Consider the following 25,961-nt stretch of genomic DNA (forward strand, 5'->3'; position numbering starts at 1 on the left):
CGGTGTTTAAGGTTGCGCGTGGCGATGTGCGGCCGAGTAGGCGCCGGTCACGTAGTGCTCGAGCTGGCGCTCGATGTCCGTCATCAGGCTCGACGCGCCGATGCGGAACAGGTGCGGCTGCAGCCAGTCGTTGCCCAGCTCTTCCTTCATGACGGTCAGGTACTGCAGCGCCGACTTCGCGGTGCTCACGCCGCCTGCCGGCTTGTAGCCGACCTGGAAACCGGTCTGCTCGTAGTATTCGCGGATCGCACGCACCATCACCAGCGACACCGGGATGGTGGCGTTGACGCCTTCCTTGCCGGTCGAGGTCTTGATGAAATCGGCGCCGGCCATCATGCAGACCCACGAAGCTTTCGCCACGTTGTCCAGCGTGACCAGGTCGCCGGTGGCGAGAATCGCCTTGACGTGCGCTTCGCCGCAGGCGGCGCGGTAGGCGACCATTTCGTCGTACAGCGCCTGCCAGTTACCGGTCAGGACGTGCTGGCGCGTGATGACGATGTCGATCTCGGTGGCGCCGGCGGCGACGGAGAGCTCGATTTCGCGCAGCTTGGTCTCGAGGCTCGACAGGCCGGCCGGGAACGCGGTCGACACGGCGGCGATCGGCAAGCGGCCCTGCAGGATTTTCACGGCCGGCGTGATCATCTCGTGGTACACGCAGACGGCGCCGGTCGTGAGCGACTCCAGGCCCAGTGCCTGCATCAAATCGGCGCGCAGCGGGCGCATCGCCTTCATGCACAGGCGCTCGACGCGGCCCGGGGTGTCGTCGCCACCGAGGGTGGTGAGGTCCATGCACTGCACGGCGCGGATCAGCCAGGCGGCCTGGTATTCCTTTTTCACCGTGCGGCGGTTCGCCAGGCTGGCGGCGCGGCGGTCGGCCGCATTGCGGTTGACCTTGATACTGTTCACCCAGCCGAGGTCGAGGCCGACGGCGGTGTTACGTTTGAAGTCCAGGTTCTGGGTCATAGCAGTGCGGTTCCGTTGGAGAGAGGTTTGACGCCAAGGTGCTTGGCCAGCGTGGCGCCGATGTCGGAGAAGGTCGACGCGGTCGGCAGTTCCTGCGCCGGCACGTTCGGGCCGAAGAAGATCATCGGGATGTGTTCGCGGGTGTGGTCCGAGCCTGGTGCGGTCGGGTCGCAGCCGTGGTCTGCGGTGATCACGACCAGGTCGCCATCCTTCAGTTTGGCCATGAATTCGGGCAGGCGCGCATCCAGTTCGTGCAGCGCATTCGCATAGCCGGCGACGTCGCGGCGGTGGCCGAAGTGCATGTCGAAGTCGACGAAGTTCACGAAGCTCAGCGACTTTTCCGGCGCTTCGTCCGCCACTTCCAGCAAGCGGTCGAACAGCGCCATGTTGTCCACGCCCTTGATCAGGCGCGTCACGCCCTGGGCCGCGAAGATGTCGCTGATCTTACCCAGGGCGATGACTTCGCCGCCGTCGTTTTTCACGTGATCGAGCAGCGTCGGCGCGGTTGGCGGCACGGCGTAGTCGTGGCGGTTGCTGGTGCGCTTGTACTTGCCGTTCGCGCCCAGGAAAGGACGCGCGATTACGCGGCCGATGTTGTAGGGCTTGACCAGCTCGTAGGCCGCTTCGCAGACTGCGTACAGGCGCTCGAGGCCAAAGCTTTCTTCGTGCGCGGCGATCTGCAGCACCGAGTCGGCCGAGGTGTACAGGATCGGCTTGCCGCTGGCGACGTGCTCGTCGCCGAGTTCGTCGATGATGGTGGTGCCCGAAGCGTGGCAGTTGCCGAGCCAGCCGGGAACGCCGGTCAACTCCTGCAGTTTATCGGTCAGCTCTTGCGGGAACGACGGCACGGTCTTCGGGAAGTAACCCCAGTCGAACAGCACCGGCACGCCGGCGATTTCCCAGTGGCCGCTCTGCGTGTCCTTGCCGGTCGACTGTTCGCGCGCGACGCCCCAGGCGCCGCTGAAGCCGTCGCGCTGATCGAAGCCGGCGGCCCATTCGCCGCTCGCCTTGTGGGCAGCGGCGGCCAGGCCGAGGCGCTCGAGGTTCGGCAGCGACATCGGCTTGCCCTCCTTCGCTGCCCACGCGGCGATGTGGCCGAAGGTGTTGGCACCAAGATCGCCGTATTTGTCGGCGTCGGGCAGCGCGCCCAGGCCGAAGGAGTCAAGCAGGAGGATGAATGCGCGTGACATGGATGTCCTCGACAGTAATCAGGCTTCGGCGCGCGGGATGGTGCCCAGGCGCTCGGTGAACGAATGGATCAGGGTAACCAGGTCTTTCGCCGCGATGGCCGCGTACTTCAGGGTCTGCTCGTGCGACAGCGCGAATGGCGACAGGCCTTCGGCCAGGTTGGTGATGGCCGAGATGCCGACCACTTTCAGGCCGCAGTGGCGCGCCGAGATCACCTCCGGCACCACCGACATGCCGACCACGTCGGCGCCGAGCGTGCGGAACGCGCGGATTTCGGCGGCGGTTTCGAAGTTCGGGCCCGGCGCGGCCAGGTAGACGCCTTCGGCGATGGTGATGTCTTTCGCTGCCGCGGTTTCCTTGACCAGGTTGCGCAGGTCGGCGTCGTAGGCATTGGCCATGCTGAAGAAGCGCGGGCCGAAGCGGTCGTCGTTCGGGCCGGCCATCGGGCTGCCAGGCAGCAGGTTGATGTGGTCGGTCAGGACGACGACGCTGCCGGCATCGACTTCGGTGCGCAGCGAGCCGGCGGCGTTCGTCACCAGCAGCATTTCGCAACCGAGCAGCTTGAAGGTGCGCACGGCCGAGGTCATGACGTTCGCGCCATAGCCTTCATAGAAGTGGCCGCGGCCCTTCATGCAGACGACCGGCACGCCGGCCAGGGTGCCCAGCACCAGTTCGCCCGCGTGGCCGTGCACGGTGCTGATCGGGAAGCCCGGCAGTTCGCTATAGCTGATCGAGACTGCGTCCAGCATCTGTTCGGCGAGCACGCCGAGGCCGGAACCGAGGATCATCGCCACGCGCGGCTCAAACCCTGGTTTGCGGGCGCGAATGATCTCGGCGGCTTCGAATGGGGTATTGCTGGACATGAGGTTTCCTTGTCGTGATTCTTGAAATGAGGGAGGCTTTGTACTACGGCTTGCGGAGAAGTGGCCCGGCGCCGCAGAAGGGGCGCAGTAGTGCCAGAAATTGGTATAACTATGCATTATCGTGGATATGTATGGCAAATACCATTTCTCTTGCTCATTTATATCGCGATCGACTAAATCGTCGGGTATTCAGTCCGGGTCTCGTCGACATGTAGCGGTTGACTCGCGCCAAACATTTGTCTAGCATTGACAAACATTTGTTGAATAGCGCACCTCTCACCGTGACCGAACTCTCGAAAAAAGAACAGCTGTACGCCTTGATCCGCGCGAACCCGTTCATCGCGCAGCAAGAGATCGCCGCCGAGCTCAAGCTGTCGCGTTCGGCGGTGGCCGGCTACATCGCCAGCCTGGTGCGCGAGCGGCGCCTGCTCGGGCGCGCCTACGTGCTGCCCGACGACCGGCCGATCGTCTGCGTCGGCGCGGCCAATCTCGACCGCAAGCTGCGCGCTTTGGGTCCCTTGGCAATGGGTACCTCGAACCCGGCCAGTGCCATCGAATCGTTTGGCGGGGTGGCGCGCAACATCGCCGAGAACCTGGCGCGCCTGGGCGCGGCGGTCAGCCTGATCACGGCGGTCGGCAACGACACGGCCGGACGCGCCCTGCTCGCCCACGCCCAGGAAACCGGCATCGACACGCGCGGCGCCCTGCGCCTCGATGATGCCGGCAGCGGTACCTATACCGCCGTGCTCGATGCCGGCGGCCAGATGGCGGTCGCCCTGGCCGACATGGCGCTGTACGACCGCATCACCCCGGCCTTCCTCGCCCTGCGCCAGCAGCAGCGCGCCACCGCCTCGCTGATCGTGGCCGACCTGAACCTGACGCACGATGCCATCGAAACGCTGCAGCAGGATGCGGCGCGCGATGGCGTCGACCTGGTCATCGTCGCGGTGTCGGAGCCGAAGATGAACCGGCTGCCGGCCTCCCTGCTCGGCGTGCGCCTCCTGATCCTGAACGAAGGCGAACTGGCCGCGCGTTTGAAACGCGTTCTCCATGGCGACGCCGACCTGGCTGGCGCCTGCGCCGAACTGCGGGCGCAGGGCGTAGCCGACGTCGTCGTCACCCTCGGCGCGCGTGGCGTGCTGTTCACCACCGCCGCCGGCGTCGACCATCTGGCGGCGCCGCCGGCCGAGGTGGTCGACGTCACCGGCGCCGGCGACGCCTTTGCCGCCGCCGTTTGCCTGTCGCTGCAGGACGGCGCCAGCGACCTGGCCCTGGCCTGCCGCCGCGGCCTGCAACTGGCGAAACTGACCATCGGCTGCCGCGAGACGGTCTGCCCGCAACTGACGCCCGAAACCTTCGGCGCCCTTACCCAAGTTTGATTGGATCTACCATGCACGCATTCCTCCTGTTTTCCCCGGAAGTCGCCGCCGCCCGCAGCGCCGGCCGTCCCATCGTCGCGCTGGAGTCGACCATCATCTCGCACGGCATGCCCTACCCGCAGAACGTGCAGACCGCACGCAAGGTTGAACAAATCATCCGCGACGCCGGCGCCGTGCCGGCCACCATCGCCATCATGGATGGCAAGATCTGCATCGGCTTATCAAGCGAACAGCTCGAAACCCTCGGCACCGCATCCGACGCGATCAAAGTCAGCCGGCGCGACCTGGCCTATGTGCTGTCGCAGCGCCTGCTTGGCGCGACCACCGTCGCCGCGACCATGATCTGCGCGCAGCTGGCCGGCATCGACGTCTTCGTCACCGGCGGCATCGGTGGCGTGCACCGCGGCGCCGAGACCAGTTTTGATATTTCGGCCGACCTGCAGGAGCTGGCCCAGACCAGCGTCGCCGTGGTCTGCGCCGGCGTCAAATCGATTCTCGACATCGGGCTGACGCTCGAATACCTGGAAACGCATGGCGTGCCAGTGGTCAGCGTCGGCCAGCCCGGCTTCCCCGCCTTCTTCACGCGCGAATCCGGCTTCAATGCGGACTTCCAGCTCGACAGCGCCGAACAGCAGGCGAACTTCATCCGCACCAAGTGGCAACTCGGTTTGAACGGCGGCGTCGTGGTCAGCAATCCGGTGCCGCAGCAGTTCGCGATGCCCAAAGATGAAATCGACCGCATCACCGAACAGGCCTTGCAGGAAGCCGATCAACAGGGCGTGACGGGCAAGAAGGTCACGCCCTTCCTGCTGGCGCGCATCAAGGAGCTGACCGAAGGACGCAGCCTGGTGACCAACATCGCGCTGGTCGAACACAACGCCCTGGTTGGCGCGCGCCTGGCCGTGGCGCTGAATGCATAATTTTTATAAACCATGTCGATCGACCTGAAACAGCTGAAATACTTCCTCGCCGTGGCCGAGGAAAAAAGCTTCAGCCGCGCCGCCGAGCGCCTGCACATTTCGCAGCCACCGCTCTCGCAGCAGATCATGAAGCTCGAGTCCGAACTCGGCGTGCGCCTGTTCGCGCGCACCACGCGCAGCTTCGAGCTGACCGTGGCCGGCAAGGCGCTGATGGCGGAAGCGTCCGACCTGCTGGGGCGGATGCGCATGACGATCGACACCATCCGCCAGATCGACCGCGGCGAAGTCGGCCGCCTGCGCGTGGGCATCGTCGGCTCGGCGATGTGGGGGCCGATCCCGAGTTTATTGGAACGCTTCCAGAGCGAATTCCCGAAGGTGACCTGGACCATCCACGAACTCGGGCCGGACGAACAGTTCGAGGCGCTGCGCACCAAGCAGATCGACGTCGGCTTCTGGCGCGAGCCGCGCCTGGAAGAAGAAGCCCTCAAAAGCGCGCACCTGCACCAGGAGCTGTGCTTTCGCGAGAACGTCTGCGTGGCCGTGCACCAGGGCCACGCGCTGGCGGGACGGGAGGCGATCGACCTGGTCGACATCGCCAACGAACCGATGCTGACCCTGCACCTGAGCCAGTCGGCCGAACCGCGCTACCTGATCCAGTGCTGCATCAACGCCGGCTTCCAGCCGACCATCTTCCAGGAAGCGGCCGAACCGCAGACGCTGCTGGCGATGGTCGGCGCCGGCTTGGGCGTGGCGCTGATGCCGGAGACGACCAGCCGCATCGGCTGGCCGGGGGTGGTGTTCGTGCCGATCCGGGCGGATGCGCCGTCGGCGAATTTGTATATTACGTACACCAGCCAGGACGATGCGCCGGTGGTGCGGGCGTTTTTGAAGATAGTAAAACCTGATGGAGACGGCGGCGCACCGTAGCACGTAGGGTGGGCTCCGCCCACGCGGATCACCGGTTGATATGCGGCGCCACCAAGCGTAATCCGTGACGCGTGCGAACCGTTCGTTTCAAATGCCGCTACATATCACACGCCGTACCGCGTGGACGGAGTCCACCCTACATTAGTGGGTAGCTCCCGCTACGTCGACTACGGCATCACCACCCCGCACCGCCACCTCCATCGCCACTTTCAATCCAGTGATGATGTCGGTTAACGCCATCGACGGCGCGCCTTGGATGGATGCCGCCTGCTCCGGCAAATACGGCACGTGAATGAAGCCGCCAGTGACCTCCTTGTCCTGCAGGTGATGCATCAAGCCATAGAACACGTGGTTGCACACGAAGGTGCCCGCGGTCTGCGACACCGAGGCGCGCAGGTCGCGTTCGCGCATTGCAACGACGATCGCCTTCACCGGCAGCGTCGCGAAATACGCGGCCGGCCCATCCGGCGCAATCGGTGCGTCGACCGGCTGCTGGCCGTCGTTGTCGACGATCGGCGCGTCGTCGACATTGATCGCCACCCGCTCGACCGTTAGGTCGGCGCGCCCGCCGGCCTGGCCGACGCAGAGCACGATGTCGGGCCGGATCTCGTCGACGGCGCCGCACAAGACCCGGTTGGCCTGGCCGAAGACGCAGGGAAGTTGCAGGATTTCGACCATGTAGTCCTCGTCGATCCAGCCCTTGAACGAACGCACCGCCTCCCAGGCCGGATTGACCGTGGCGCCGTTGAAAGGTTCGAAACCGGTGAGCAGCACAATTTTTTTCATGGCCTGTTATCGATTCATCAAGAGGTAGAGGAGGACGATGTTTGCCGCCAATAAGGGCAGCGCCGTCGGGATTTGCGCCTTGATCACAGCATTTTTGTCAGGCAACTCCAACAAGGCCGCGGGGACGATATTAAAATTCGCCGCCATTGGCGTCATTAATGTGCCGCAATACGCGCTGAACATTCCGATGGCAGCCATTACAGCAGGATTGGCATTGTATTGTCCAACCAGCACGGGTATGCCGATGCCGCCGGCAATCACGGGGAAAGCGGCAAAGCCATTGCCCATGATGATGGTGAACAGCGCCATGCCGATGCAATACAAGGCCACCGCCGCGAAGCGCGAATCGACGGCGAACCAGGCGGTGGTGACTTGCGCCACCGCCTTGCCGACACCGGCTTCAGCGAACAGCAGGCCGAGCACGGCCAGCATGTGCGGCAGCGTCACCGCCCAGCTCATGGCGTCGACCAGGCGGCGCCCTTCGCGCACCCCCTGCAGCGGACTGGCGCGGGTCAGCCAGCAGGCCGCGCCCAGCGCCAGCAAGGCGCCCAGGCCGAGGCTGGCCAGGGTCAGGTGCGCCTTGTCGAACAGGGCCAGCTCGCCGATATGCAAGTCCTTCAGCAGCGTTGCGCCGAGCACCGTCACCAGCGGGATCACCAGCGCCGGCAGGAACAGGCGGTTGCCCAGGCGCGCGGCACTGGCGCGACGCGCACCCTCTTCCAGCGTACCGTGCCGGCCCGGTTTCACAAGGCCGCAGCCGGCCAGCAGCGCCATCGCGATCATGACCGCGCCGGCCAGCGCCGCCGGCATGAAGTCGCCGACCAGGTACACGGCCGCATACAGCCCCCAGAACAGCGCGGACGTGACGCGGCGCGGGTGATCGCGGTCGAGGGCGGTGAGCAGCGCGACAAAGGCCAGCAGCAGGCCGACCAGCAGATACAGCAGCGACAGGGAAAAAATCATTTGGCCGCTCCTTCGCGGCGGATGGCGGCGTCCAACCGCCGCAAATTCCAGCTATGGATGACGAAGGCGCACACCGCGGTCGGAATACCCCACAAGGCCATGTGCAGCGGATCGACCTCGATGCCTTCCGCGCGCAGGATCGTCTGCATCAGCACGATCGCGCCAAAGGCGACAAAAATGTCCTCGCCAAAGAACAGGCCGACGTTGTCGGTGGCCGCCGCCATGGCGCGGATGCGGTAGCGCAGCGCATCGGAGAGATTGCCATTGCGCGCCTCGGCCGCGCCTTCGGCCAGCGGCGCCACCAGCGGACGCACCATCGACGGTTGTCCGCCCAGGCTGGTCAGCCCGGCCGCGGCCGATACTTCGCGCAGGAACAGATAGACGATCAAGAGGCGTCCGCTTGTGGCCGAACGGATCTTCGCGATGCTCGCCATTGCGTGCTCCTTCAGCCCGAAGCGCTCCAGCAGCCCGATCGCCGCCAGCGGCAGCAGCAGCACCAGCGGCAGGTTGCGCGTTTTCAGGAAGGCCGTGCCGAGCGACTCGAGCACGTGCATGAGCGGCATCGCGGCGGCGGCCCCGGTGACACCGCAGGCGGCCACCACCACCAGCACGGGATTGGCGCGCAGCAGGAAGCCGGCGGCGATGACGGCCACGCCCAGCAGTGGCCACAGGTTGACGGCAGCTTGCATGCATTCTCCGGCTCAGGTAATTAGCCGCACGAGTGTAACCGACCCAGGTTTGCATGGACGAAACATCCTGGGATGACGCGTTCAGAAAAGATGGGCACTGTGTGGTTTCACCGCCGCAGCCCACCCGCATCGCGTTGCGCACCCGCGCACGCTTGATTAGGCTCATACGTGACGCACGTCCCGCCATTAATCTCGGGGCACGAACGGCGGGGAATCCCGCCATCCACAAGGAGACACCATGGGCCTGCCCGACGTTTTGCACGCCACTCTTCGAGCCTGTGTGCAGGCTTTCCGCCGCTGTGCCAGGCGCTTCGGTCCCATCTTCCTGTGCGGGACGCTCGCCGCCTGCGGCGGTGGGGTGGCAATCGGCTTCGGCTATTCGGACTACGATGACGACTATTACGACAGGCCGGATCGCCCCTTGCCTCCCATGGGCGAACCCGGCATCTTCCTGGTCGCCGGCGGCCTGTGTCCCACCTGCGGCGGCTCGCTCGACGGCTCCGGCTCGAACGCGCGCTTCGACGCTCCCGAGGGCATCGTCACCGCCCCCGACGGCAACCTCTACGTGGCCGAGAAGACCAGCGCCACGATCCGCCGCGTTTCGCCGCAGGGCGTCGCGACGACTTTTGCCGGCAGCGTCGGCGCCATCGGCAGCCAGGATGGCGCCGGCAGCGGCGCGCGCTTCAGTTCACCGACCCGGATCGAAGCCGATGCCGACGGCAACCTGTACGTGACCGATACCGGCAATTCGACCATCCGCCGCATCAGCGCGGCGGGCGCCGTCACCACGCTGGCCGGCGCCGCCGGCGAATGCGGCAGTCTTGACGGCGACGCGCGTACGGCGCGCTTTTGCTCGCCGCAAGGCATCGCCATCGACCGCCAGGGCATCCTGTACGTGGCCGACACGCTGAACCATACGATCCGGCGCATCGACCGCGCCAATGTGGTCACCACGATTGCCGGGGCGGCGGGCGCCTGCGGCAGCAGCGATGGGCGCGGCGGCGCGGCGCGCTTTTGCGAGCCGCAGGACATCGAGGTCGATTCCGCCGGCTATGTGTACGTCGCCGACACCGCCAATTCGACCATCCGCGAAATCTCTCCTGCGGGCGAGGTACGCACGATCGCCGGCGCCGCCGGGCAATGCGGCAGCGCCGACGGCGTGGAAAACAATGCGCGCCTGTGCCGCGCCGCCGGCCTCGCGCTCGACGGCGCCGGCAGCCTGTTCGTGGCCGATACCGGCAACGGCACGATCCGCCGGATCACCATCTCCAACGCGGTCAGCACCGTGATCGGGGTGGCGGGCAACCAGAACAATGTGCTGGGGCCGCTGCCAGGCGGCCTGAACGCGCCGCGCGGCATCGCCGTCTTCGGCGCCGGCGCGCTGGCGGTGACGGCGCAGGACCTGGTGTTGAAGACGGTGCCGCGCTGAGCGAGCGGTGTGTCTATTCCGGATGGACCGGCGTGGCAGCGATATCGCCCACGACGGTCTTCCATGGACGCACGTGAAAGGCGCGCACCAGGCCGTGGGTCACATACGGATCGATGGCGGCGAAAAGCTGGGGCGTCTCTGGCGAATCGCAGTTGAACACCAGCAGGGCGGTGTCGGCCGGCTCGTCGAGCGCACCGGCCAGCACCAGTTCTCCGCGTTCCTGCGCTTCCCAGGCCAGCTTCAGGTGGGCATTGCGAAATTCGGCGCGGCGCTCCAGGTAATCGGGCGCGAGGTCATAGGTCAGCAGGAAATGCACGGGGATTCCTTCATGATTGGATTGGCACGGGACCTGCCCATGTTACCCGATGCCGCGAGGCCTCCCCGCAACAATCGTGGCCCGTGGATGTAGGGTGGACGGCTGACTCCTGCGACCTTGTGTAGCGAAAAGCACACTTCCCCGACGACTAACATTCATGCTGCAATGCATGGCGACATGGCGCACAGAACCTTTGCTACCGACGAGGTAGACTGAATCCATGAACACTTCGAAAAAAATGGCGGCGGGAATGGCGGGGTTTGCCAGCGTGTTGTGGCTGGGGCTCACGGCTGCGGTCGCCGCGAACCAGCGCCGGCTGGTGTTCAACCCGACCATCGTTCCCGAAGTGAACAGCCCGCGCAGCAGCGGCCACCGTACCCGGCCGGTCGTCCTGCGCGCGCGAGACGGCACCCGCCTGTGCGGCTGGCTGATGACGCCGCGCACGCCCGGCATCCATCCCGGCGTACTGTATTTCGGCGGCCGCTCCGAAGAAGTGTCCTGGGTCGTGCGCGATGCCGGCAATCTGTTCCCGAACATGACGGTACTGGCGCTGAACTACCGCGGCTACGGCAATTCGCACGGCATTCCCGATGAAACCCTACTGGTCGAAGACGGCTGCACCCTGTTCGACTGGCTGGCTGCCCTCGGCCAGGTCGACACGCGCCGCATCGCCGTCATCGGGCGCAGCCTCGGTTCCGGCGTAGCGGTGCAGGTGGCGAAAGAACGCGCCGCCCACTCGGTGGTCTTGATCACGCCCTACGATTCGATCCTGGCGATCGCCAAGCGCAAGTTCCGCGCGATGCCAATCGAATACATGCTGCGCCACCGCTTCGAGTCGATCAAGCATGCGCCGGCGCTGAAGGTGCCAACTTACGTGCTACGCGCCGAGAACGACGATGTCGTGCCGCATTCGCACACCGACCAGTTATGCCAGAAGCTCGCCAACCTGATCCTCGACGACGTCGTGCCCGGCTCCGACCACATGAACATTCCCTACCTCGAAGCCACGCAAAGCCGCATCGCCGGCTTCCTCGCGGGCCGCTTCAGCCAGCCCCTGCCTGCCCCCGAGCTCATCCAAACTGTGGCGTAGTGGAAAAAAATGCCGAAAGTTGTCGGCATTTATATTTCCATCGAATAAATTGCCAAGTAAAATCGTATTTGCCTTGCATCGGCAGGCTGATGCATATTTGACAGGTTGAGCTGCGCAGATCATTTCAGGCGCTACGCGGTGCATGACCGACCTTCCCCGCTCAGTTGTTGTGACGGCGCGACATTCGCGCCTGCAGCGCTTTTGGGAAAGGTTCCGATACAAATCGTAACCCAATGAAACGTCCGGGACTGACACAATCCGCACGGCATCATGGCCGCGCCACGCATGAATCGTGATGGTGTGCCGAGCGTTGCCTCTAGGCAGTCCCTCCCAACGCAGCCGTTGCGCCGGGTACAATATCGAAATTCCAGGAGCTCATTCATGAAATTCAAGCAACTCAGCATGACGATTGCGGCGCTGTGCATCACTGCCAGCGCGAGCGCGGCCGCCCCTGCCGGCGCACCCAAGCTGGGCATCGTCTACGATGCCGGCGGCAAGTTCGACAAGTCGTTCAACCAGTCCGCTTTCGAAGGCGCCGAGCGCTTCAAGAAAGAAACGAACATCCCCTACATCGAAGTCCAGGCCAACAGCGATACCCAGGCCGAGCAGGTGATGCGCGGCCTCGCGCGCAAGAAGCTCGACATGATCGCCGCCATCGGCTTCTCGCAGACCCAGGCCGTGGCCAAGGTCGCCAAAGAATTCCCGAAAGTCAAATTTGTCCTGATCGATTCGATCGCGCCGGGCGCGAACGTGAATTCGATCATGTTCAAGGAACAGGAAGGCTCCTACCTGGTCGGCGTCGCCGCCGCCATGGCGTCCAAATCGAAGAAAATCGGTTTCGTCGGCGGCATGGACATTCCGCTGATCCGCGCCTTTGCCTGCGGCTATAGCCAGGGCGCCAAGGCCCAGCAGCCGAAGATCGAGATCATGTCGAACATGGTCGGCACTACCAGCGCAGCCTGGAATGACCCGGCCAAGGGCGGCGAGCTGGCACGCCAGCAATTCGACCGCGGCGCCGACGTCGTCTTCGCCGTTGCCGGCGGTTCGGGCATGGGCGCCCTGCAGATGGCCAAAGAGAAGGGCAAGCTGGCGATCGGCGTCGATTCGAACCAGAACTACCTGCATCCGGGTTCGATGCTGACCTCGATGGTCAAGCGCGTCGACCTGGCGATCTACGACTCGTTCATGCAGGTCAAGAACAATACCTGGAAGGGTGGCACGACCTACAAGGGCCTGAAAGAAGGCGGCGTCGACTGGGTGCTGGACAAGGACAACCGCAAGGTGGTCTCGCCCGAGATCGAAAAGCGCGTGAACGGCGTCAAGGCTGACATCGTCAATGGCAAGATCAAGGTCATCGACTACCGCGCCGGCAGCAGCTGCCCGGTCTGATTTTTTCCGTTTCAAAAGAGGCGCGCCGCACCGGGTTTCCGGTCCGGCGCGCTTTTGAATACAAGCATTTACTTTTCACTACTCATCGCTATGCAGCCAGCCGTAGAATTTCGCAACATAAGCAAGGCCTTCGGGCCGGTGCAAGCGAACGCTGACGTCAGCTTCACGATCGCCAAGGGTTCCATCCACGGCGTCATCGGTGAAAATGGCGCCGGCAAATCCACCCTGATGAGCATCCTGTACGGCTACTACCACGCTGACAGTGGCCAGCTGTTGATCGACGGCCAGGCGCGCTCGATCCGCAACAGCCAGGAAGCCATCGACCTCGGCATCGGCATGGTGCACCAGCACTTCATGCTGGTCGAGAACATGACCGTGCTCGACAACGTGATGCTCGGCGCCGAAGGCGGCTTCAAGCTCGCCACCAAGCGCGCCGAAGTCGAAGCCAGGCTGCGCGAGATCTGCAGCCGCTACCGCCTCGACGTCGATCCGCTCGCGACCATCCACGATCTGTCGGTGGGCGCCCAGCAACGCGTCGAGATCCTAAAACAGATCTACCGCAGCGCCAACATTTTGATTCTCGACGAACCCACCGCAGTCCTGACCGCCCAGGAAACGGCGTCGCTGTTCGAGATCCTGCGCCTGTTCAAGGAGCAAGGCAAGACCATCATCCTGATCACCCACAAGCTGCAGGAGATCATGGACATCACCGACCAGGTGACGGTGCTGCGCGCCGGCCGCGTGTCGGGCGCGGTGGCGACCGTCGAAACCTCGAAGGAACAGCTGGCCAACATGATGGTCGGCCGCCCGATCGAAGGCAACCTGCCGCGCAAACCGTTCAATCCGGGCGCGCCGGTGCTGAACGTGAAAAACCTGCAGCTGAAAGATGCGAATGGCGTCCAGCTGCTGGCCGACATCGACCTGAACGTGCGTGCCGGCGAGATCGTCGCCATCGCCGGCGTCTCGGGCAACGGCCAGAGCGAACTGATGGAAATCCTGGCCGGCATGCGCCTGCCGACCTCCGGCCAGATCGAACTCGAAGGCAAGGCCCTGCCCTTTGGCCGCCGCACGAATGCCGATGGCTTGCCCGCCACCTTCCGCAACCTCGGCATCGGCCACGTGCCGGAAGACCGCCTGCGCGATGGCGTGATCAAGGATTTCTCGGTGATGCAAAACACCGTGTTCGGCTACCAGGAACGCGTCAAGAACCGCTGGGGCCTGTTCGACTTCGACAAGATCGCCAAGCGCTGCGCGCACCTGCTGCAAGCCTTCGACGTGCGTCCGAATAATCCGGACCTGCGCATCGGCCTGCTCTCGGGCGGCAACCAGCAAAAGGTCGTGATCGCGCGCGAAGTGTCGGCACAGCCGAAGCTGATGCTGGTCGGCCAGCCGACCCGCGGCGTCGACATCGGCACCATCGAATCGATCCACACCCAATTGCTGCGCCTGCGCGACGAAGGCGTGGCGATCCTGCTGGTGTCGGTCGAGCTGGAAGAAGTACGCGCCCTGGCCGACCGCATCGTCGTCATGTCGGGCGGCCGCGTCACCGGCGAACTCAATATCGACGAATTCGACACCACCCGCATCGGCCTCCTGATGGGCGGGATGCACAAGTCATGAAACAGATGAAAACCACCGAACTGCCACGCTGGGCGACAGGGATCGTCCTGCCGCTGTTGAATTTGCTGTCGGCGCTGCTTGTCGCCGCGCTGGTCATCCACCTGCTCGGCGAAAGCCCGGTCGAATCGATGAAGATCCTGATCGACTCGGCCGTCATCAATCCGGAAGGCCTGGCCTACACCCTGTTCTACGCCAGCACTTTCATCTTCACGGGCCTGGCGGTATCGATCGCCATGAAGGCGGGCCTGTTCAACATCGGCGCCGAAGGCCAGATGTATTTCGGCGGCCTGGGCCTGACCCTGGCCGTGCTGAGTTTCGACGCGACGCTGTCGCCCTGGCTCCTGATTCCGCTGGCGATGCTGGGCAGCGCGCTGTTCGGCGCCCTCTGGGCCTTCCTGCCGGGCTACCTGCAGGCCAAGCGCGGCAGCCACGTGGTAGTCACGACCATCATGTTCAACTTCATCGCCGCCAGCCTGATGAACTTCATCATCGTCAAATACCTGATCCCCGAAGGCGAACAGAATCCGGCCAGCCGCGTGTTCTCGGAAGCGGCAGCCCTGCCGACGCTGAACACCTGGTTCCCGGTCTTCGGCGACACGCCGCTGAACATCGGCTTCCCGATCGCGATCGTGGCCCTGGTCATCTATGGCGTGATGGTCTCGCGCTCGAGCTGGGGTTACCAGCTGCGCGCCACCGGCTTGAACCAGCACGCGGCCCACTACGCGGGCGTGCGCATCAGCCGCATGATCATCGTCGCCATGCTGATCTCGGGCGCCCTCGCCGGCCTGGCCGCAGTGAATTCGATCATGGGTTCGACCCACTACCTGAGCCTGAACTTCCCGGCCGGCGCCGGCTTCGTGGGCATCGCGATTGCCCTGATGGGGCGCCAGCATCCGGTCGGCATCTTCCTGTCCTCGGTGCTGTTCGGCGCACTGATCCAGGGCGGTTTTGACTTGTCGCTAGAAAAACCGAACATCCCGGTCGAGACCTTTGTCTTCATCCAGGGCCTGATCATCCTGTTCTGCGGCGCGATGGAGAATTTCTACGCCCCGGCAGTCCTGAAACTGATCAACGCAACACGCAAGGGATAAACATGGAAGGCTTTGATATCGCCAATATCGTCGTCTCGACGATTCGTAACGCGCCGGTGCTGATGTTCGCCGCGCTGGCCGGCCTGTTCGCCGAACGCAGCGGCGTCGTCGACATCGGCCTCGAGGGCAAGATCCTCGCCTCGGCCTTTGTCTCGGCCGCGGTCGGCTACACGACGCAAAACCCGTGGGCCGGCATCGCCGCCGGCATCGCGGTCTCGGTGGCCCTGGCCATGGTGCAGGCATTCGTGTCGATCACCCAGAAGGGCAACCAGCTGGTGGCCGGCATCGCCATCAACATCGCCATGAGCGGCCTGACCTTCGTCGTCGCCCAGTACATCTTCCAGCAGGGCGGCCGCACGCCGGACCTGGGCGCGGCGCGCCTGTCGAACGTGGTGCTGCCGGGCGCGGAGCTGCTTTCCGGCGTGCCGGTGCTGGGCTGGATCTGGAACAGCCTGCTCGGTGGCCATTCGCCGCTGGTCTACCTCGCCTTCCTGCTGCTGCCGGTCGTGCACTGGGTGGTCTACCACAGCCGTTTTGGTTTGCGCCTGCGCGCCTGCGGCGAAAACCCGCATGCGGCCGACGCCGCCGGCGTCTCGGTCGAACGCACGCGCTACCTGGCGATGCTGGTCGCCGGCGTGCTGTGCTCGTTCTCGGGCGCCTATCTGTCGATCGTCCAGAGTGGCTTCTTCTTGCGCGACATGTCGGCCGGCGCCGGCTACCTGGCCCTGACCGCCCTCGTGTTCGGCAACTGGCGCCCTGTGCAGACCGTGCTCGGCTGCCTGATGTTCGGCTTCTTCTCGGCCGTGCAGATCCAGATCGAAGGCGTCGACCTGCCGGTCGTGGGCCGCATCCCGGGCTCGCTGATCCAGATGATTCCGTACGTCGTGACCGTGATCGTGCTGGCCGGCCTGATGGCGAAGTCGGTGGCGCCGAAGGCGGTGGGCAAGCCATTCGTGAAGTCGCGTTGATTCGCGTTCGGTGTTGATCGAGGGCGGCCTGCGGGCCGCCCTTTTTTTGGCATAGATGTAGGGTGGGCGCCCCGTGCCCACGCGTAAACGTTGCATCGTGTTGGCCTGTTTGTTCGCACCGCGATCCGGGATAACACGACGCATCGTTCCGCGTGGGCACAGGGCGCCCACCCTACCGCCTCCTGCATGCAGAGTTCATTCGCGCTGCAGCGCCGTCCCGCCGGCGTCGAGCTTTTGCAGCGCGTGCTTCTTGCCGCTCCTGGCCTGGTGCCAGGCCGGCAGCACGCGGAAGGTCAGCGCCAGGTCGTAGTCGCCGGCGACGCTGCCGGTGTCCATCGGCTCGTCGCCACGCCGGTTCTGGAACCAGCGCAGCCAGGCGGCGGAGCCGGGCGCGGGCGAATTCAGGTAAGGGGCGCCGGCATTCGGTGCGCCACCCGGCTCGGGCGGCACCAGCGGCATCAGGAACGACGCCATCCCTTTCGCCGGATTGGCGGCGTTCCACTGCGAGCTGCCATGGCAACTGAGGCAAGACGAATTCGGCGCGCGCCGCACCAGGCTGCGGCGGCCTTGCGTGAGGACCGAGATGTCGTTCACGCCGTGGTCGTTCGGTCCGGACAGGCGCCCTCCCCAGCCGAGCGTCTCGGTGGCGTACAGCGGCGCGTTCGGGTTGATCCAGGTCTCCTGCAGCGGCGCACGCGGATTGGCGGCGCTGTCCACGCGCGGGTCGTTGCCCCATTGCGCACCCAGCGGCACCATCTGGTCCCAGATGCCGCGGCTGCCCGGGCGCGTCGCGCGGTCGTAGACCAGGGTCGTGAACACCCAGCCGGTCTGCGGCGCCGATTGGGTGTCCTTGACCACGATATCGACCTGCATCAGGTACCCCCTGCCCAGCGTTGCCCGGTCGAACTGGCCGGTGGTGGCGTTGGCCGTCATCATCATTGGCCAGCTCAGGGCGCCGCGCATGGCCGGCCATTCGGCGGGGCCGGCGGTGGTAAAAGCGAGTTTGATGGTGATCGAGCCTTCGGCATACTGGGTGGCGTTTCCGCCCAGCTGCGGCGCATGCGGATCGCGCCAGATGGCGCCCAGGGTTTGCGCCCCGGTGCGGTTGTAATAGGTGATCACGTAGGTCGTGAACGGCTTGCTCAGGCCACTCTTCGGGAACATGCTGTCGTCGATGCGCTCGCCGCCGACCAGCATGCCCTTGATCGCTTCGCGCTGCGATCCCAGCCAGGGATCGTTGTACCAGCCGCGCCGGCCGGCATCCCAGTCACCGTCGCCGGCCAGCAGCGCCACCATGTCGCGCGCGACGTGGTCTTTCAGGGACTGGGTATAGGCGGCGGCGTTCGCGGTGCTGATCGGGGCATTGCCGATGGCGCTGCGCCAGAGCATGGCGGGCACGGGGAGTCCGGCCGGGTAGTCGTGGCTGAGCGTGAACAGCGGGCCAGCATGGTCGGCGCGTGCAGGAAGGCGGCCGTTGTGGTCGAGCCAGGGGTCGGAGGTGGCGGCCGCGGCGGGCAGCGCGAGCAGCACGCCGACCACGGACAGGCAGTAACAGAGATAGAGGGTGCGGAGGCGCATGATCGTTCTAGGGAAGGACGTAAGACAACCATTCTTCCGTGTGGGGATCAGTGCGGGTTGCGGCGGAACAAGATCTTGCTAAAAGTCAGTCTGTTCCGACCGAGAGAGTCTTATCGACATGCCACGGTTCGACCGCGTGGACTCAAGAGTCCACCCTACGGTGCGCCGCTGCCAACATCTTAATCGCTGGCGAGTCTCGCCGAACGCTTGAAGGTCCACGACAGGCCGAAGCCGGCGGAGACGCTGTTGTCGCGCAGGTGCAGCGGGCTGTCCTTGTTGGCGCCGGCGCCATAGTTTTCGGCGCGCAGGAAGGCATAGGCGCGCAGGTCGGGGTTGATCACGCGCGCCGCGAACACGCCGGCGCGCACCAGGATCAGGCCGGCGTCGGCGCTGTAGGCGGCGCGCGATGCGGTGGCGTACTCGGGCCGCACCTCATAGAAATAACGGTTGATCTTGGCGTCGCCGACGACTGCGGACAGTTGGCTGTCGAATACCCATTTGCCGTCGAGGCTGCGACGTTCGTAGACCAGGCGCGGCTCGAACGTATAGCCCTGGTGGCGCACGCCGCCGCGCACTTCCGTCACCGCGCGCAGCGGCAAGTCGGCGCGCAGGCCGCTTTGCGCATCGAAGCGCGCCAGGCGCAGTTTCAGGCGCGGGCCGAATTCGGCCAGTGCGCCCAGGTTGGGCATGCCGGCACGGGCGGCGACGTCGTCCGAGCGCGCCGGCAGCGAGGCGGCCAGGCCGACGTCGAGTTCGGCGGTATCGCTCTTGAACAGGCGCGCGCCGATGCCGCCCTGGTCGGCGCGGAAGATCTTGCCGCGATACATGACGGTCGGCAGCGCCAGGCCGCGCGTTTCGCGGTCGTCGGCGCCCGGATACGAAGGCGTGCTGACGACGCCGCCGGCCAGGCCGATTTCCCAGAGCGGCTGGGCAGGCGCGTTGGAGACCTGGGCGTGGGCAGTGGTCGCGGCGAGGCAAACGAGGCTTGCGCCGGCAAGAAGGTAAAGGTTCATGCGGTATCCGGAAGTGACGGCGCGGCGCGCCGAAACCGCCATTTTAGCGTTCACCGGGGCAGCCCGGCCGCACTTTATGGCGAATATGTCATCCCAGGCTGCGGAATGGCGCCAAGCGGCAAGACAGGATGAACAGACCAACGCCCGTGCAAAAAAACGGGGCCGGCAGCGATCCGCTGCGGCCCCGTTCAGGGACGGGGTGTTCCCCCGTCGGTTCGGCGCAAACCTGTTAGCCGTAAATCGCCTTCAGCACTTCAGCCAGCTTGTAACCGCCCTTGATCAATTGCTCCTTGGCGATCTGCGAGCTCGGCACCGGATAGTTGGTCGGCACTTCCAGCGCGAAGGTGTAATAGGTCTCGCCCTTCTTGCTGGTCTGCGGCGTGATCTTGCCCGGCACCACGTCGGCGTAGGCAAATTTCGACACCACCAGCGCGTCATCGGCCCACTGGTAAGGCCAGGTGGTCGGGTCGCCACTGTTGGCCTTGATGGCCGGCTTGCTGTCGATGGCAAATTGGGCGAACTGGCCCGGGGTTTTGGTTTGCACGCGGCGGAAGGCGTAGTCGACCGTGGTGCTATCCCAGTACGAGTGGAACGGTTTTGTGAGCGACTTCGGCACGCCTTCGCGGATCGGCTTCGGCTCGCCTGGCGGAATCAGGTTGGCACTCAGCTGGGTCAGCTTTTCGTCGTCCAGCAGCAGATTATTGCCGCCGCGCGAGTCGAAGATCGCCGCTTCGTCGACTTCCGCATGCGTCTTCGGCACTACGAACTTGCCGTCCTTGGAAACGAAGGCCGCGCCCACGTGCAGCGGCTGGTGGATGTCGCCGGTCATGTGGGTCAGCAGGATCAGCGCCTGGCGCTTGGTGAACTTGTGCGGGTTCAGGGCCGGATCGGTCTTACCTTGCAGCACGGCGATGGCCTGCTTCAGGGTTTGCACGATGTCGACGTCGCTGGTGCCGACGCCATGGTCATGGTAGCGCTCGAGCTGGAACGGCACGTCGGTGTAGTGGTACTCGCTGTGCTTCGGATTGGCGTTGGTGTACTCGACCATTTCCGGCGACTGCGGGCCGCAATACGTGCCCTTCACGCAGTCCGGCCAGTTGGCGATCGATTCGAGCGTCTCGCCCGGCAGCAGCAAGGCGGCGATCTGCTTTTGCGCATTCGTGCCCTTGAGCAGTTTATCGGCGATGGCGCCGACCGCGCGGTGGCCGTCGCCGCCCCAGGCCAGGGCAGCGTTCGAAGCGAAGGCGCCGGCAAGCGCGAGGACACAGGCTAATTTTTTCATGGATTCTCCGTTAGTGCAGTACTGCATGATTGCGTTATTGCGCGCGCACTTTATCGATGCGCACCGTTGGGGCCAGTCCGGCAGCTGCGCCGCCAGTGCCCGGGTTTTTAGCGATGTACTCGCTCAGCGCGTCGAGATCGATGATTTGCGTATCGACCCGGTTGGTGCCCTTGGCAAATTCCGGGAAGTTATCTCCGCCTTCGGCCAGGAAGTTATTCGCCACCACGCGATAGGTTGTAGTGTCATCGACCGGCGCGCCATTGAACTTCAGGCTGCCCGGCACCAGGCGCTGGCCGAGCGGGCGCTTCTCGTCCCAGGTGTAGGTGAGGCCCTGCGACACTTGCAGCACCGTGGCGCCGGACGCGCTCGGACGCTGCCACTGCTGCTCCAGCAGACGGCGCAGTTGCGCACCGGTCAGGTCCAGCACCACCAGCGTATTCCCGAACGGCAGCACCGCCTGGGCGTGACCAAAATTGGTGGTCAGCGCGGCATCCGACGTTTCCAGGTCCTTGCGGATGCCGCCATTATTCATGAAGCCGATCTGGGCGCCATGGGTGCGGGTGGCGGCCAGCACGGCGTCGGCGATCAGGTTGCCCAGCGGGGACTCGCCGGCATCGCTGGCCTTGCGCGCAACCGTGGCCTTGCCGAGCTTGCCGAGCGGACGCGCCAGCGCCGCGCGGCTGCGTTCCTTCACGCCGGCGAAGTAGGCGGCCACTTTTGGATCGGCCGGGAACAGGTCAGGATTCATCACGACGTTCTTCACGTCGATATCCGCGATCGCGCCGCTGGCTGGATCGACTTTCAGCGCGATACGCGACAGCAGGTGCCCGGCCGCATCGGCCTGGGTCACGACGCGGCCATCCACCGTGCACAGGTAACCCTGGTGCGAGTGGCCGGTAATGACCAGGCGGATCGCCGGATCGAGGCGCTTGACGATGTCGACCACGCCGCCGGTCAAGCCCTTGCAGCCGGGCTGGTCGGGCGACTCGTCGGTGCGGCCGCCTTCGTGGATCAGGGCGATGAAGACCTTGGCGCCATCGGCGCGCATCTGCGGCAAAGACTTGTTGATGGCGTCGGCTTCGTCGATGAAGTCGAGGCCGGCAATCGCCGAGGCGACCGCGACCGAGGCGGTGCCCTGCAGTACGGCGCCGACCACGCCCACTTTCACGCCTTTGACGTCTTCGACGCGGTAGCCGGGCATGAAGGGCTTGCCGGTGCTGCTGTCGAGCACATTCGCGGCAAGATAAGTAAATTGCGCGCCGCGGTAGTTCGGGTTCAAGCGGCAGGCTTTCGCCGGACGCGGCGAATCGCAGCCGCCGGCCTGCTGGCGCAGCAATTCCTTGCGGCCCTGGTCGAATTCGTGGTTGCCGACCGACGATAGGCGCAGGCCGAGCAGGTTCATCGCCTCGATGCTCGGCTCGTCGGCCCACATCGACGACAGCGCCGGACTGGCGCCGATCAGGTCGCCAGCGCCGATGAACAGCAAGTCTTTGTCTTCTTTACGCCAGGCCGCCAGCGCGCCGCTCAGGGCTTCGATACCGCCGGCGCGCAGGGTGTCGCTTTTACCCGTGGCGGCGCTGGTATAGGTGTATTTGCTCGGCTCGAGGTTGCCGTGGAAATCGTTGATCGCGACCAGGTTCAGGGTGACCGGGGCACGGGGCGCTGTAGTGCAGCCGGCGGCCAGCAGGGCCAGCGCCAACAGGGACAAACCGGCGCGGGCGCGCGGAAAAACGGACATGATGACCTTTACTGATTGAAGACGGGGACAGCCCCGCGTGGGCAAACGGAATTATTGCACGTAGGCCAGAGCGCGACTATCTTTACAGCCCCATCGCACCCTGCCCCGCCATAAAAAACGGCCGGTGTCGCCACCGGCCGTTCATCACCTTACAGGCATGACATCAAGTATTAGAACTCGTACTTGACGGTTGCCTGGATGGCCCACTGCGATTCGCCCTTCGACTGGCGCACGGCCAGGTCTTCCACGTTGTTACGCACTGCGTACGTGTAGCGGCCCTGTGCATCGAGGCCGACGTAGTCGACGAAGCTGCGTGCCTGCGCGCCAGCGGACTGGAAGCCCACTTCTTCGATACGGCCCCACTTCTTGTTCAGCAGGTTGCCGAAGTTCAGGATGTCGAGCGAGAAGCTGGCCTTGTGCTTTTCGGAGAAGCCCGGGATTTCCTGGGTGATCTTCACGTCGAAGCTGTTGGTCCATGGCGAGAAGTCCTTGTTACGCTCGACCACGCCACCTTTGGCATTGCTCAGGACCTTGTTGTTGTTGACCACATCCCAGAAGCGTGCTTCGGCTTCTGCGCGTGCCGCGGCGGTCGTGCCGTAGAAGGCGACTTCACCCGAACCTGGTGCCGACGGGATGTACATCAGGTCGTTACCGGCCAGGCCGTCACCGTTCAGGTCGTTGTTGACCGTCCAGCTGTATGGCTTGCCTTCACGGCCTTCATAGAACACGCCCAGACGGGTGCGGTAGTTGCCGAAGAAACGCTTTTCCCACGACAGACGCGCATTGACGCGGTCTTTCACCAGGTACGACGAGTTAGCTGCGACTTCTTCGTTCGGGTTGAAGACCGAACGGCCCGACCAGTTCGAGTTCGAGGTCGACGAGGTCAGCGGCGAGACTTCGGTCGCGTTGGTGTGGGTGTAGGCCACCGACCAGCCGAAGCCCTGGCGGGTCGGGCTGGTCAGGGACACGGTCACCAGCTGGGCGTCGCCCTTGTCGGTGCCCTTCGCCAGAAGCACGTTGCCGTAGCTCAGGTTCGAACGCGCCTTGTTGGTGTTCTGGCAGCCAGTGACGTTGTTCACCGTGTTGTTGGTGAAGGTGTAGCAGTTTGCCGACAGGCCATTCGCGTTGTAGTACAGTTCGCGGCCATCGGTACCGGTCGCGGTTGCTGCGCCAATGTTCAGGTTCTGGTAGAAGATCGCGTTCTTGTTCTGGGTCGCCAGCAGCTCGGCGCCGAACACCAGGCCGTACCATGGCAGTTCATGTTCGAACGCCAGGTTGGCTTTCCAGATCGATGGCTGCTTCAGGTCCGGCGACAGGATGTCGACGTTCGACGCAGGGGTGGCGCCGGCAACGGTACGCTGTGCATTGACGTCAGGCGTGAAGGTGCCGTCGGTGGTTGGGCAGCGGGTCGCGCTGGTGGCCGAGCAGGTGATCGTGCGGGTAGCGATGCCCGGGTTCGAGAACGGGTTCGACATCCAGACGGTTGCCGCGGCGCCCTGGAACAGGCCGGCGCCACCACGCAATTGCATTGGACGTGCCGAGTCGAACTTGTAGTTGAAGCCGACGCGTGGCTGCCACAGCTTGTCGCCATCGAAGGTCTGCTGATTGTCGAGGCCATAACCGCCGGTCTGGCGGCCAAACTGGCCGGCACCGTTGATGGTCGGCGCCGCCACGGCGGTGTTCTGCAGCGGACGGCCTTCGACGTCGGTCATGTCGACGCGCACGCCGGCATTGATGGTCAGGTTCTTGTTGACGGTCCAGCTATCCTGCAGGAAGAAACCGGTGTTCTTCATCGTGAACTGGGCAATCGCGTTGCTCAGCGAACCGCCAGTGGCTGGCAGCTGCACGGTGTACGACGATGGACGGCCACGCAGGAAGTTCTCGTAGATTGCCGCTTCGATCTGGGCCGCGGTGGTGCCTGTAGCGCCGCAATTGATCGTGCCGAAGGTGTACGTGAAGTTGTTATCGCACTGGAACGTGTAGTTACCGTAGATGTTCTGCAGGAACGCGTTATAGACCTTGTTCGAGGTGTAGTCGGTACCGAGCTTGAACTCGTGGTCGCCCCACTTGTAGTTGGCGCCGCCGTACAGGTCAATGGTCTTGGTGCCCAGCACGTTGTTGTGACGGCTGCTTTCGGTACCGGTGTTCAGGAAACGGGTGCCGGTACGGGTGCCGGCCGGCGCGTCCGACGGCAGCGGGCCGGTGAACGAGAACGACATGGTCGGCAGCTGCGCGTTGTTGATCGGCACCGAATCATAATCGCGGCGGGACGCCTTGAATTCGGTCGAGAAATTCTCGCTCCAGTCCGAGAACACCTGGGCCACCATCGTTTCGATGGTCTTGTCCTGGTTGTAGAACTGCGAGCTCAGCGCCACGCCGCTCTGCGAGAAACCCGGGAAGATCGGCTCGTTCTGCGAGGTCTTCGAGTAGCGGAAGTTGGCGCGGTGGTCGTCGTTGATGTTCCAGTCGACCTTGAAGGTCTGCTCGTCCGACTTCAGCTTGGTGCCGCTCGGCACGTCGCTGCTGCCGATGTCGAAGCCGTAGCGGCTCTGGGCGATGTCGCGGATACGCGCGATCTGGGTCGGGCTGATGCCGACGGTGGTGCCGCTGGCGGCGCCGATGGCGCTGAACTCAGGCGAGCTGCGGCTGCTTTCGTGCTTTTCAGCCAGGGCGAAGAAGAACAGCTTGTCCTGGATCAGCGGGCCGCTGACCCACGCGCCCTTGGTGTTTTCCTTGAAATCCGGAGCTTCGGTGTAGTCGCCGGTGGTCGAGTTGAAACGGTCACCGACCAGCTTGTCGTTACGAGCGATGTAGTAGGCGCCGCCGTGGTACACGTTGGTACCCGACTTGGTAACGGCGTTGACGTTGGCGCCGGTGTAGCCGCGCTGGGTCACGTCGTAGTTGGCGACGTTGACCTGCACCGACTGGATCGCTTCCATCGAGATCGGCTGGCGCGCGGTCGGGCTGCCGTTGGCTTCCAGGCCGAAGGTGTCGTTGATGGCGACGCCGTCGATGGTCATCGAGTTGTAGCGCGAGTTCTGGCCGGCCACCGACATCTCGCCGCGTTCCTTGTCGGTCTGCGATACGCGCGGGTCGAAACGCGCGAAGTCCTGCAGGTTGCGGTTGATCGAAGCCTGGGTTTCCAGGTCGGCGCGGGTCAGCGTGGTGACCGAACCCATCGCGCTGTTCGAGAAGATCTCGTTGCGCGCGCGGTTCGTGGTCACGGACACGGTCTGCATCTGCTGGCCGAGGGTCGCATCGATGGCGGCGGTTTCGGCCAGCTCGATGAACACGTTCTCGCGCTTTTCCGTGGTGCCGTTCTTGGTGATAATGATCGTGTACGGACCGCCGACACGCAGGCCGCGGGCGATGTAACGGCCTTCAGCGTCGGTGGTGACGTTGCTGACAGAACCCGACTCGGTGTGGACGATCTGCACCGCCGCACCAGCCGCCGGCGCACCATCCGCACCCGAAACCCGGCCGCCGATGGCCGAGGTGGTGTTCTGTGCGAAGGTCGGCGCTGCCGCCAACGCAATCGACAAAGCCAGCGCCAGCTTGGTTAGCCGGATCTGTTGTTGAGTGATCATTATTAAAACCCCAAAATAGACTTAATAGTTATGTGGACGCCGTGGTACGGCTTCCCTCTTTACAAGTACTGCAACCCTGGTTGCTGCGAGCCTGCAACGGCACAAACGGCCATCGGTGAGACCGGGCGGATTGTAAGGAGGAAATATGTCACCTCCGTTACCGCCCTTGAAAGAACAACAAG

The 25,961-nt window shown here is 64.5% G+C and carries 21 protein-coding genes; 9 read left to right on the plus strand and 12 right to left on the minus strand.

Annotated elements, in window-relative coordinates; genetic code table 11:
- Positions 1 to 6: 6 nt before the first annotated feature.
- The 3 genes from deoC to xapA are packed head-to-tail and all read right to left on the minus strand — an operon-like array spanning position 7 to position 3,014.
- Entirely contained in the window at positions 7 to 963 is a 957-nt protein-coding gene (deoC, locus tag IFT60_RS03915) for a deoxyribose-phosphate aldolase (protein WP_192049699.1), read from the minus strand.
- On the minus strand, positions 960 to 2,153 hold the full coding sequence (locus tag IFT60_RS03920; RefSeq protein WP_192049701.1) for a phosphopentomutase: 1,194 nt from the start codon (positions 2,151 to 2,153) through the stop codon (positions 960 to 962). Before IFT60_RS03920 ends, deoC begins: the two co-directional genes overlap by 4 nt.
- 18 nt (positions 2,154 to 2,171) lie before the next feature.
- The gene (gene xapA / locus IFT60_RS03925) at positions 2,172 to 3,014 is read right to left on the minus strand and encodes a xanthosine phosphorylase (protein WP_192049703.1); all 843 of its coding nucleotides are present in this window, start codon (positions 3,012 to 3,014) and stop codon (positions 2,172 to 2,174) included.
- A gap of 260 nt (positions 3,015 to 3,274) precedes the next feature.
- Here xapA and IFT60_RS03930 point away from each other — a divergent pair, with 260 nt between their 5' ends.
- Genes IFT60_RS03930 through IFT60_RS03940 form a run of 3 tightly spaced genes read left to right on the plus strand, consistent with a single transcriptional unit; the run spans position 3,275 to position 6,240 of the window.
- Positions 3,275 to 4,393 (plus strand): carbohydrate kinase, encoded by a 1,119-nt coding sequence (locus IFT60_RS03930; protein ID WP_229510674.1) that lies wholly within the window; start codon positions 3,275 to 3,277, stop codon positions 4,391 to 4,393.
- A gap of 11 nt (positions 4,394 to 4,404) precedes the next feature.
- The gene (locus IFT60_RS03935; protein WP_192049705.1) at positions 4,405 to 5,313 is read left to right on the plus strand and encodes a pseudouridine-5'-phosphate glycosidase; all 909 of its coding nucleotides are present in this window, start codon (positions 4,405 to 4,407) and stop codon (positions 5,311 to 5,313) included.
- A 12-nt stretch (positions 5,314 to 5,325) separates the two neighbouring features.
- Positions 5,326 to 6,240, plus strand: coding sequence for a LysR family transcriptional regulator (locus tag IFT60_RS03940; protein ID WP_192049707.1), 915 nt, complete (start codon positions 5,326 to 5,328; stop codon positions 6,238 to 6,240).
- 141 nt (positions 6,241 to 6,381) lie between these two features.
- On the opposite strand, the gene pcp is transcribed toward IFT60_RS03940, so the two are convergent.
- From pcp to IFT60_RS03955, 3 genes are read right to left on the minus strand one after another with little or no spacing between them, the layout of a single operon-like run.
- Entirely contained in the window at positions 6,382 to 7,026 is a 645-nt protein-coding gene (gene pcp, locus IFT60_RS03945; RefSeq protein ID WP_192049709.1) for a pyroglutamyl-peptidase I, read from the minus strand.
- 6 nt (positions 7,027 to 7,032) lie between these two features.
- Positions 7,033 to 7,989 carry a DUF979 domain-containing protein gene (locus IFT60_RS03950; protein ID WP_192049711.1) on the minus strand — a complete coding sequence of 319 codons (957 nt, stop codon included), beginning with the start codon at positions 7,987 to 7,989 and terminating at the stop codon, positions 7,033 to 7,035.
- The gene (locus tag IFT60_RS03955) at positions 7,986 to 8,678 is read right to left on the minus strand and encodes a DUF969 domain-containing protein (RefSeq protein WP_192049713.1); all 693 of its coding nucleotides are present in this window, start codon (positions 8,676 to 8,678) and stop codon (positions 7,986 to 7,988) included. Before IFT60_RS03955 ends, IFT60_RS03950 begins: the two co-directional genes overlap by 4 nt.
- Before the next feature lie 238 nt (positions 8,679 to 8,916).
- Between IFT60_RS03955 and IFT60_RS03960 the strand changes: the two genes are divergently transcribed.
- Positions 8,917 to 10,107: an NHL domain-containing protein gene (locus IFT60_RS03960; RefSeq protein WP_192049715.1), complete on the plus strand. Its 1,191-nt coding sequence runs from the start codon at positions 8,917 to 8,919 to the stop codon at positions 10,105 to 10,107.
- Positions 10,108 to 10,120: 13 nt separating this feature from the next.
- Here the strand turns inward: IFT60_RS03960 and IFT60_RS03965 are convergent, their stop codons facing one another.
- Positions 10,121 to 10,423 carry a YciI-like protein gene (locus IFT60_RS03965; protein ID WP_192049717.1) on the minus strand — a complete coding sequence of 101 codons (303 nt, stop codon included), beginning with the start codon at positions 10,421 to 10,423 and terminating at the stop codon, positions 10,121 to 10,123.
- A 220-nt stretch (positions 10,424 to 10,643) separates the two neighbouring features.
- On the opposite strand from IFT60_RS03965, the gene IFT60_RS03970 reads away from it, so the two are divergent.
- The 5 genes from IFT60_RS03970 (at position 10,644) to IFT60_RS03990 (ending at position 16,581) form a co-directional block, all read left to right on the plus strand.
- Positions 10,644 to 11,513: an alpha/beta hydrolase gene (locus tag IFT60_RS03970; protein ID WP_192049719.1), complete on the plus strand. Its 870-nt coding sequence runs from the start codon at positions 10,644 to 10,646 to the stop codon at positions 11,511 to 11,513.
- 381 nt (positions 11,514 to 11,894) lie between these two features.
- Entirely contained in the window at positions 11,895 to 12,902 is a 1,008-nt protein-coding gene (locus IFT60_RS03975; protein ID WP_192049721.1) for a BMP family lipoprotein, read from the plus strand.
- 90 nt (positions 12,903 to 12,992) lie between these two features.
- Positions 12,993 to 14,522 (plus strand): ABC transporter ATP-binding protein, encoded by a 1,530-nt coding sequence (locus tag IFT60_RS03980; protein WP_192049723.1) that lies wholly within the window; start codon positions 12,993 to 12,995, stop codon positions 14,520 to 14,522.
- Between the two features lie 5 nt (positions 14,523 to 14,527).
- Positions 14,528 to 15,613, plus strand: coding sequence for an ABC transporter permease (locus IFT60_RS03985; RefSeq protein WP_192049996.1), 1,086 nt, complete (start codon positions 14,528 to 14,530; stop codon positions 15,611 to 15,613).
- Between the two features lie 2 nt (positions 15,614 to 15,615).
- Positions 15,616 to 16,581, plus strand: a complete 966-nt coding sequence (locus IFT60_RS03990; RefSeq protein WP_192049725.1) for an ABC transporter permease — start codon at positions 15,616 to 15,618, stop codon at positions 16,579 to 16,581.
- A 195-nt stretch (positions 16,582 to 16,776) separates the two neighbouring features.
- Here IFT60_RS03990 and IFT60_RS03995 read toward each other — a convergent pair whose 3' ends face one another.
- The 5 genes from IFT60_RS03995 to IFT60_RS04015 form a co-directional block, all read right to left on the minus strand.
- On the minus strand, positions 16,777 to 18,159 hold the full coding sequence (locus IFT60_RS03995; protein WP_192049727.1) for a hypothetical protein: 1,383 nt from the start codon (positions 18,157 to 18,159) through the stop codon (positions 16,777 to 16,779).
- Between the two features lie 179 nt (positions 18,160 to 18,338).
- On the minus strand, positions 18,339 to 19,172 hold the full coding sequence (locus IFT60_RS04000) for a MipA/OmpV family protein (protein ID WP_192049729.1): 834 nt from the start codon (positions 19,170 to 19,172) through the stop codon (positions 18,339 to 18,341).
- 229 nt (positions 19,173 to 19,401) lie between these two features.
- On the minus strand, positions 19,402 to 20,454 hold the full coding sequence (locus IFT60_RS04005; RefSeq protein ID WP_192049731.1) for a S1/P1 nuclease: 1,053 nt from the start codon (positions 20,452 to 20,454) through the stop codon (positions 19,402 to 19,404).
- Positions 20,455 to 20,488: 34 nt separating this feature from the next.
- A complete protein-coding gene (locus tag IFT60_RS04010) occupies positions 20,489 to 22,192 on the minus strand; it encodes a bifunctional metallophosphatase/5'-nucleotidase (RefSeq protein WP_192049732.1) in 1,704 nt (567 codons plus the stop codon).
- A gap of 170 nt (positions 22,193 to 22,362) precedes the next feature.
- Positions 22,363 to 25,779, minus strand: a complete 3,417-nt coding sequence (locus IFT60_RS04015; RefSeq protein ID WP_192049734.1) for a TonB-dependent receptor — start codon at positions 25,777 to 25,779, stop codon at positions 22,363 to 22,365.
- Between the last annotated feature and the right edge of the window lie 182 nt (positions 25,780 to 25,961).

The sequence above is a fragment of the Massilia sp. CFBP 13721 genome (assembly GCF_014842025.1).
GTDB lineage: Bacteria > Pseudomonadota > Gammaproteobacteria > Burkholderiales > Burkholderiaceae_D > Telluria.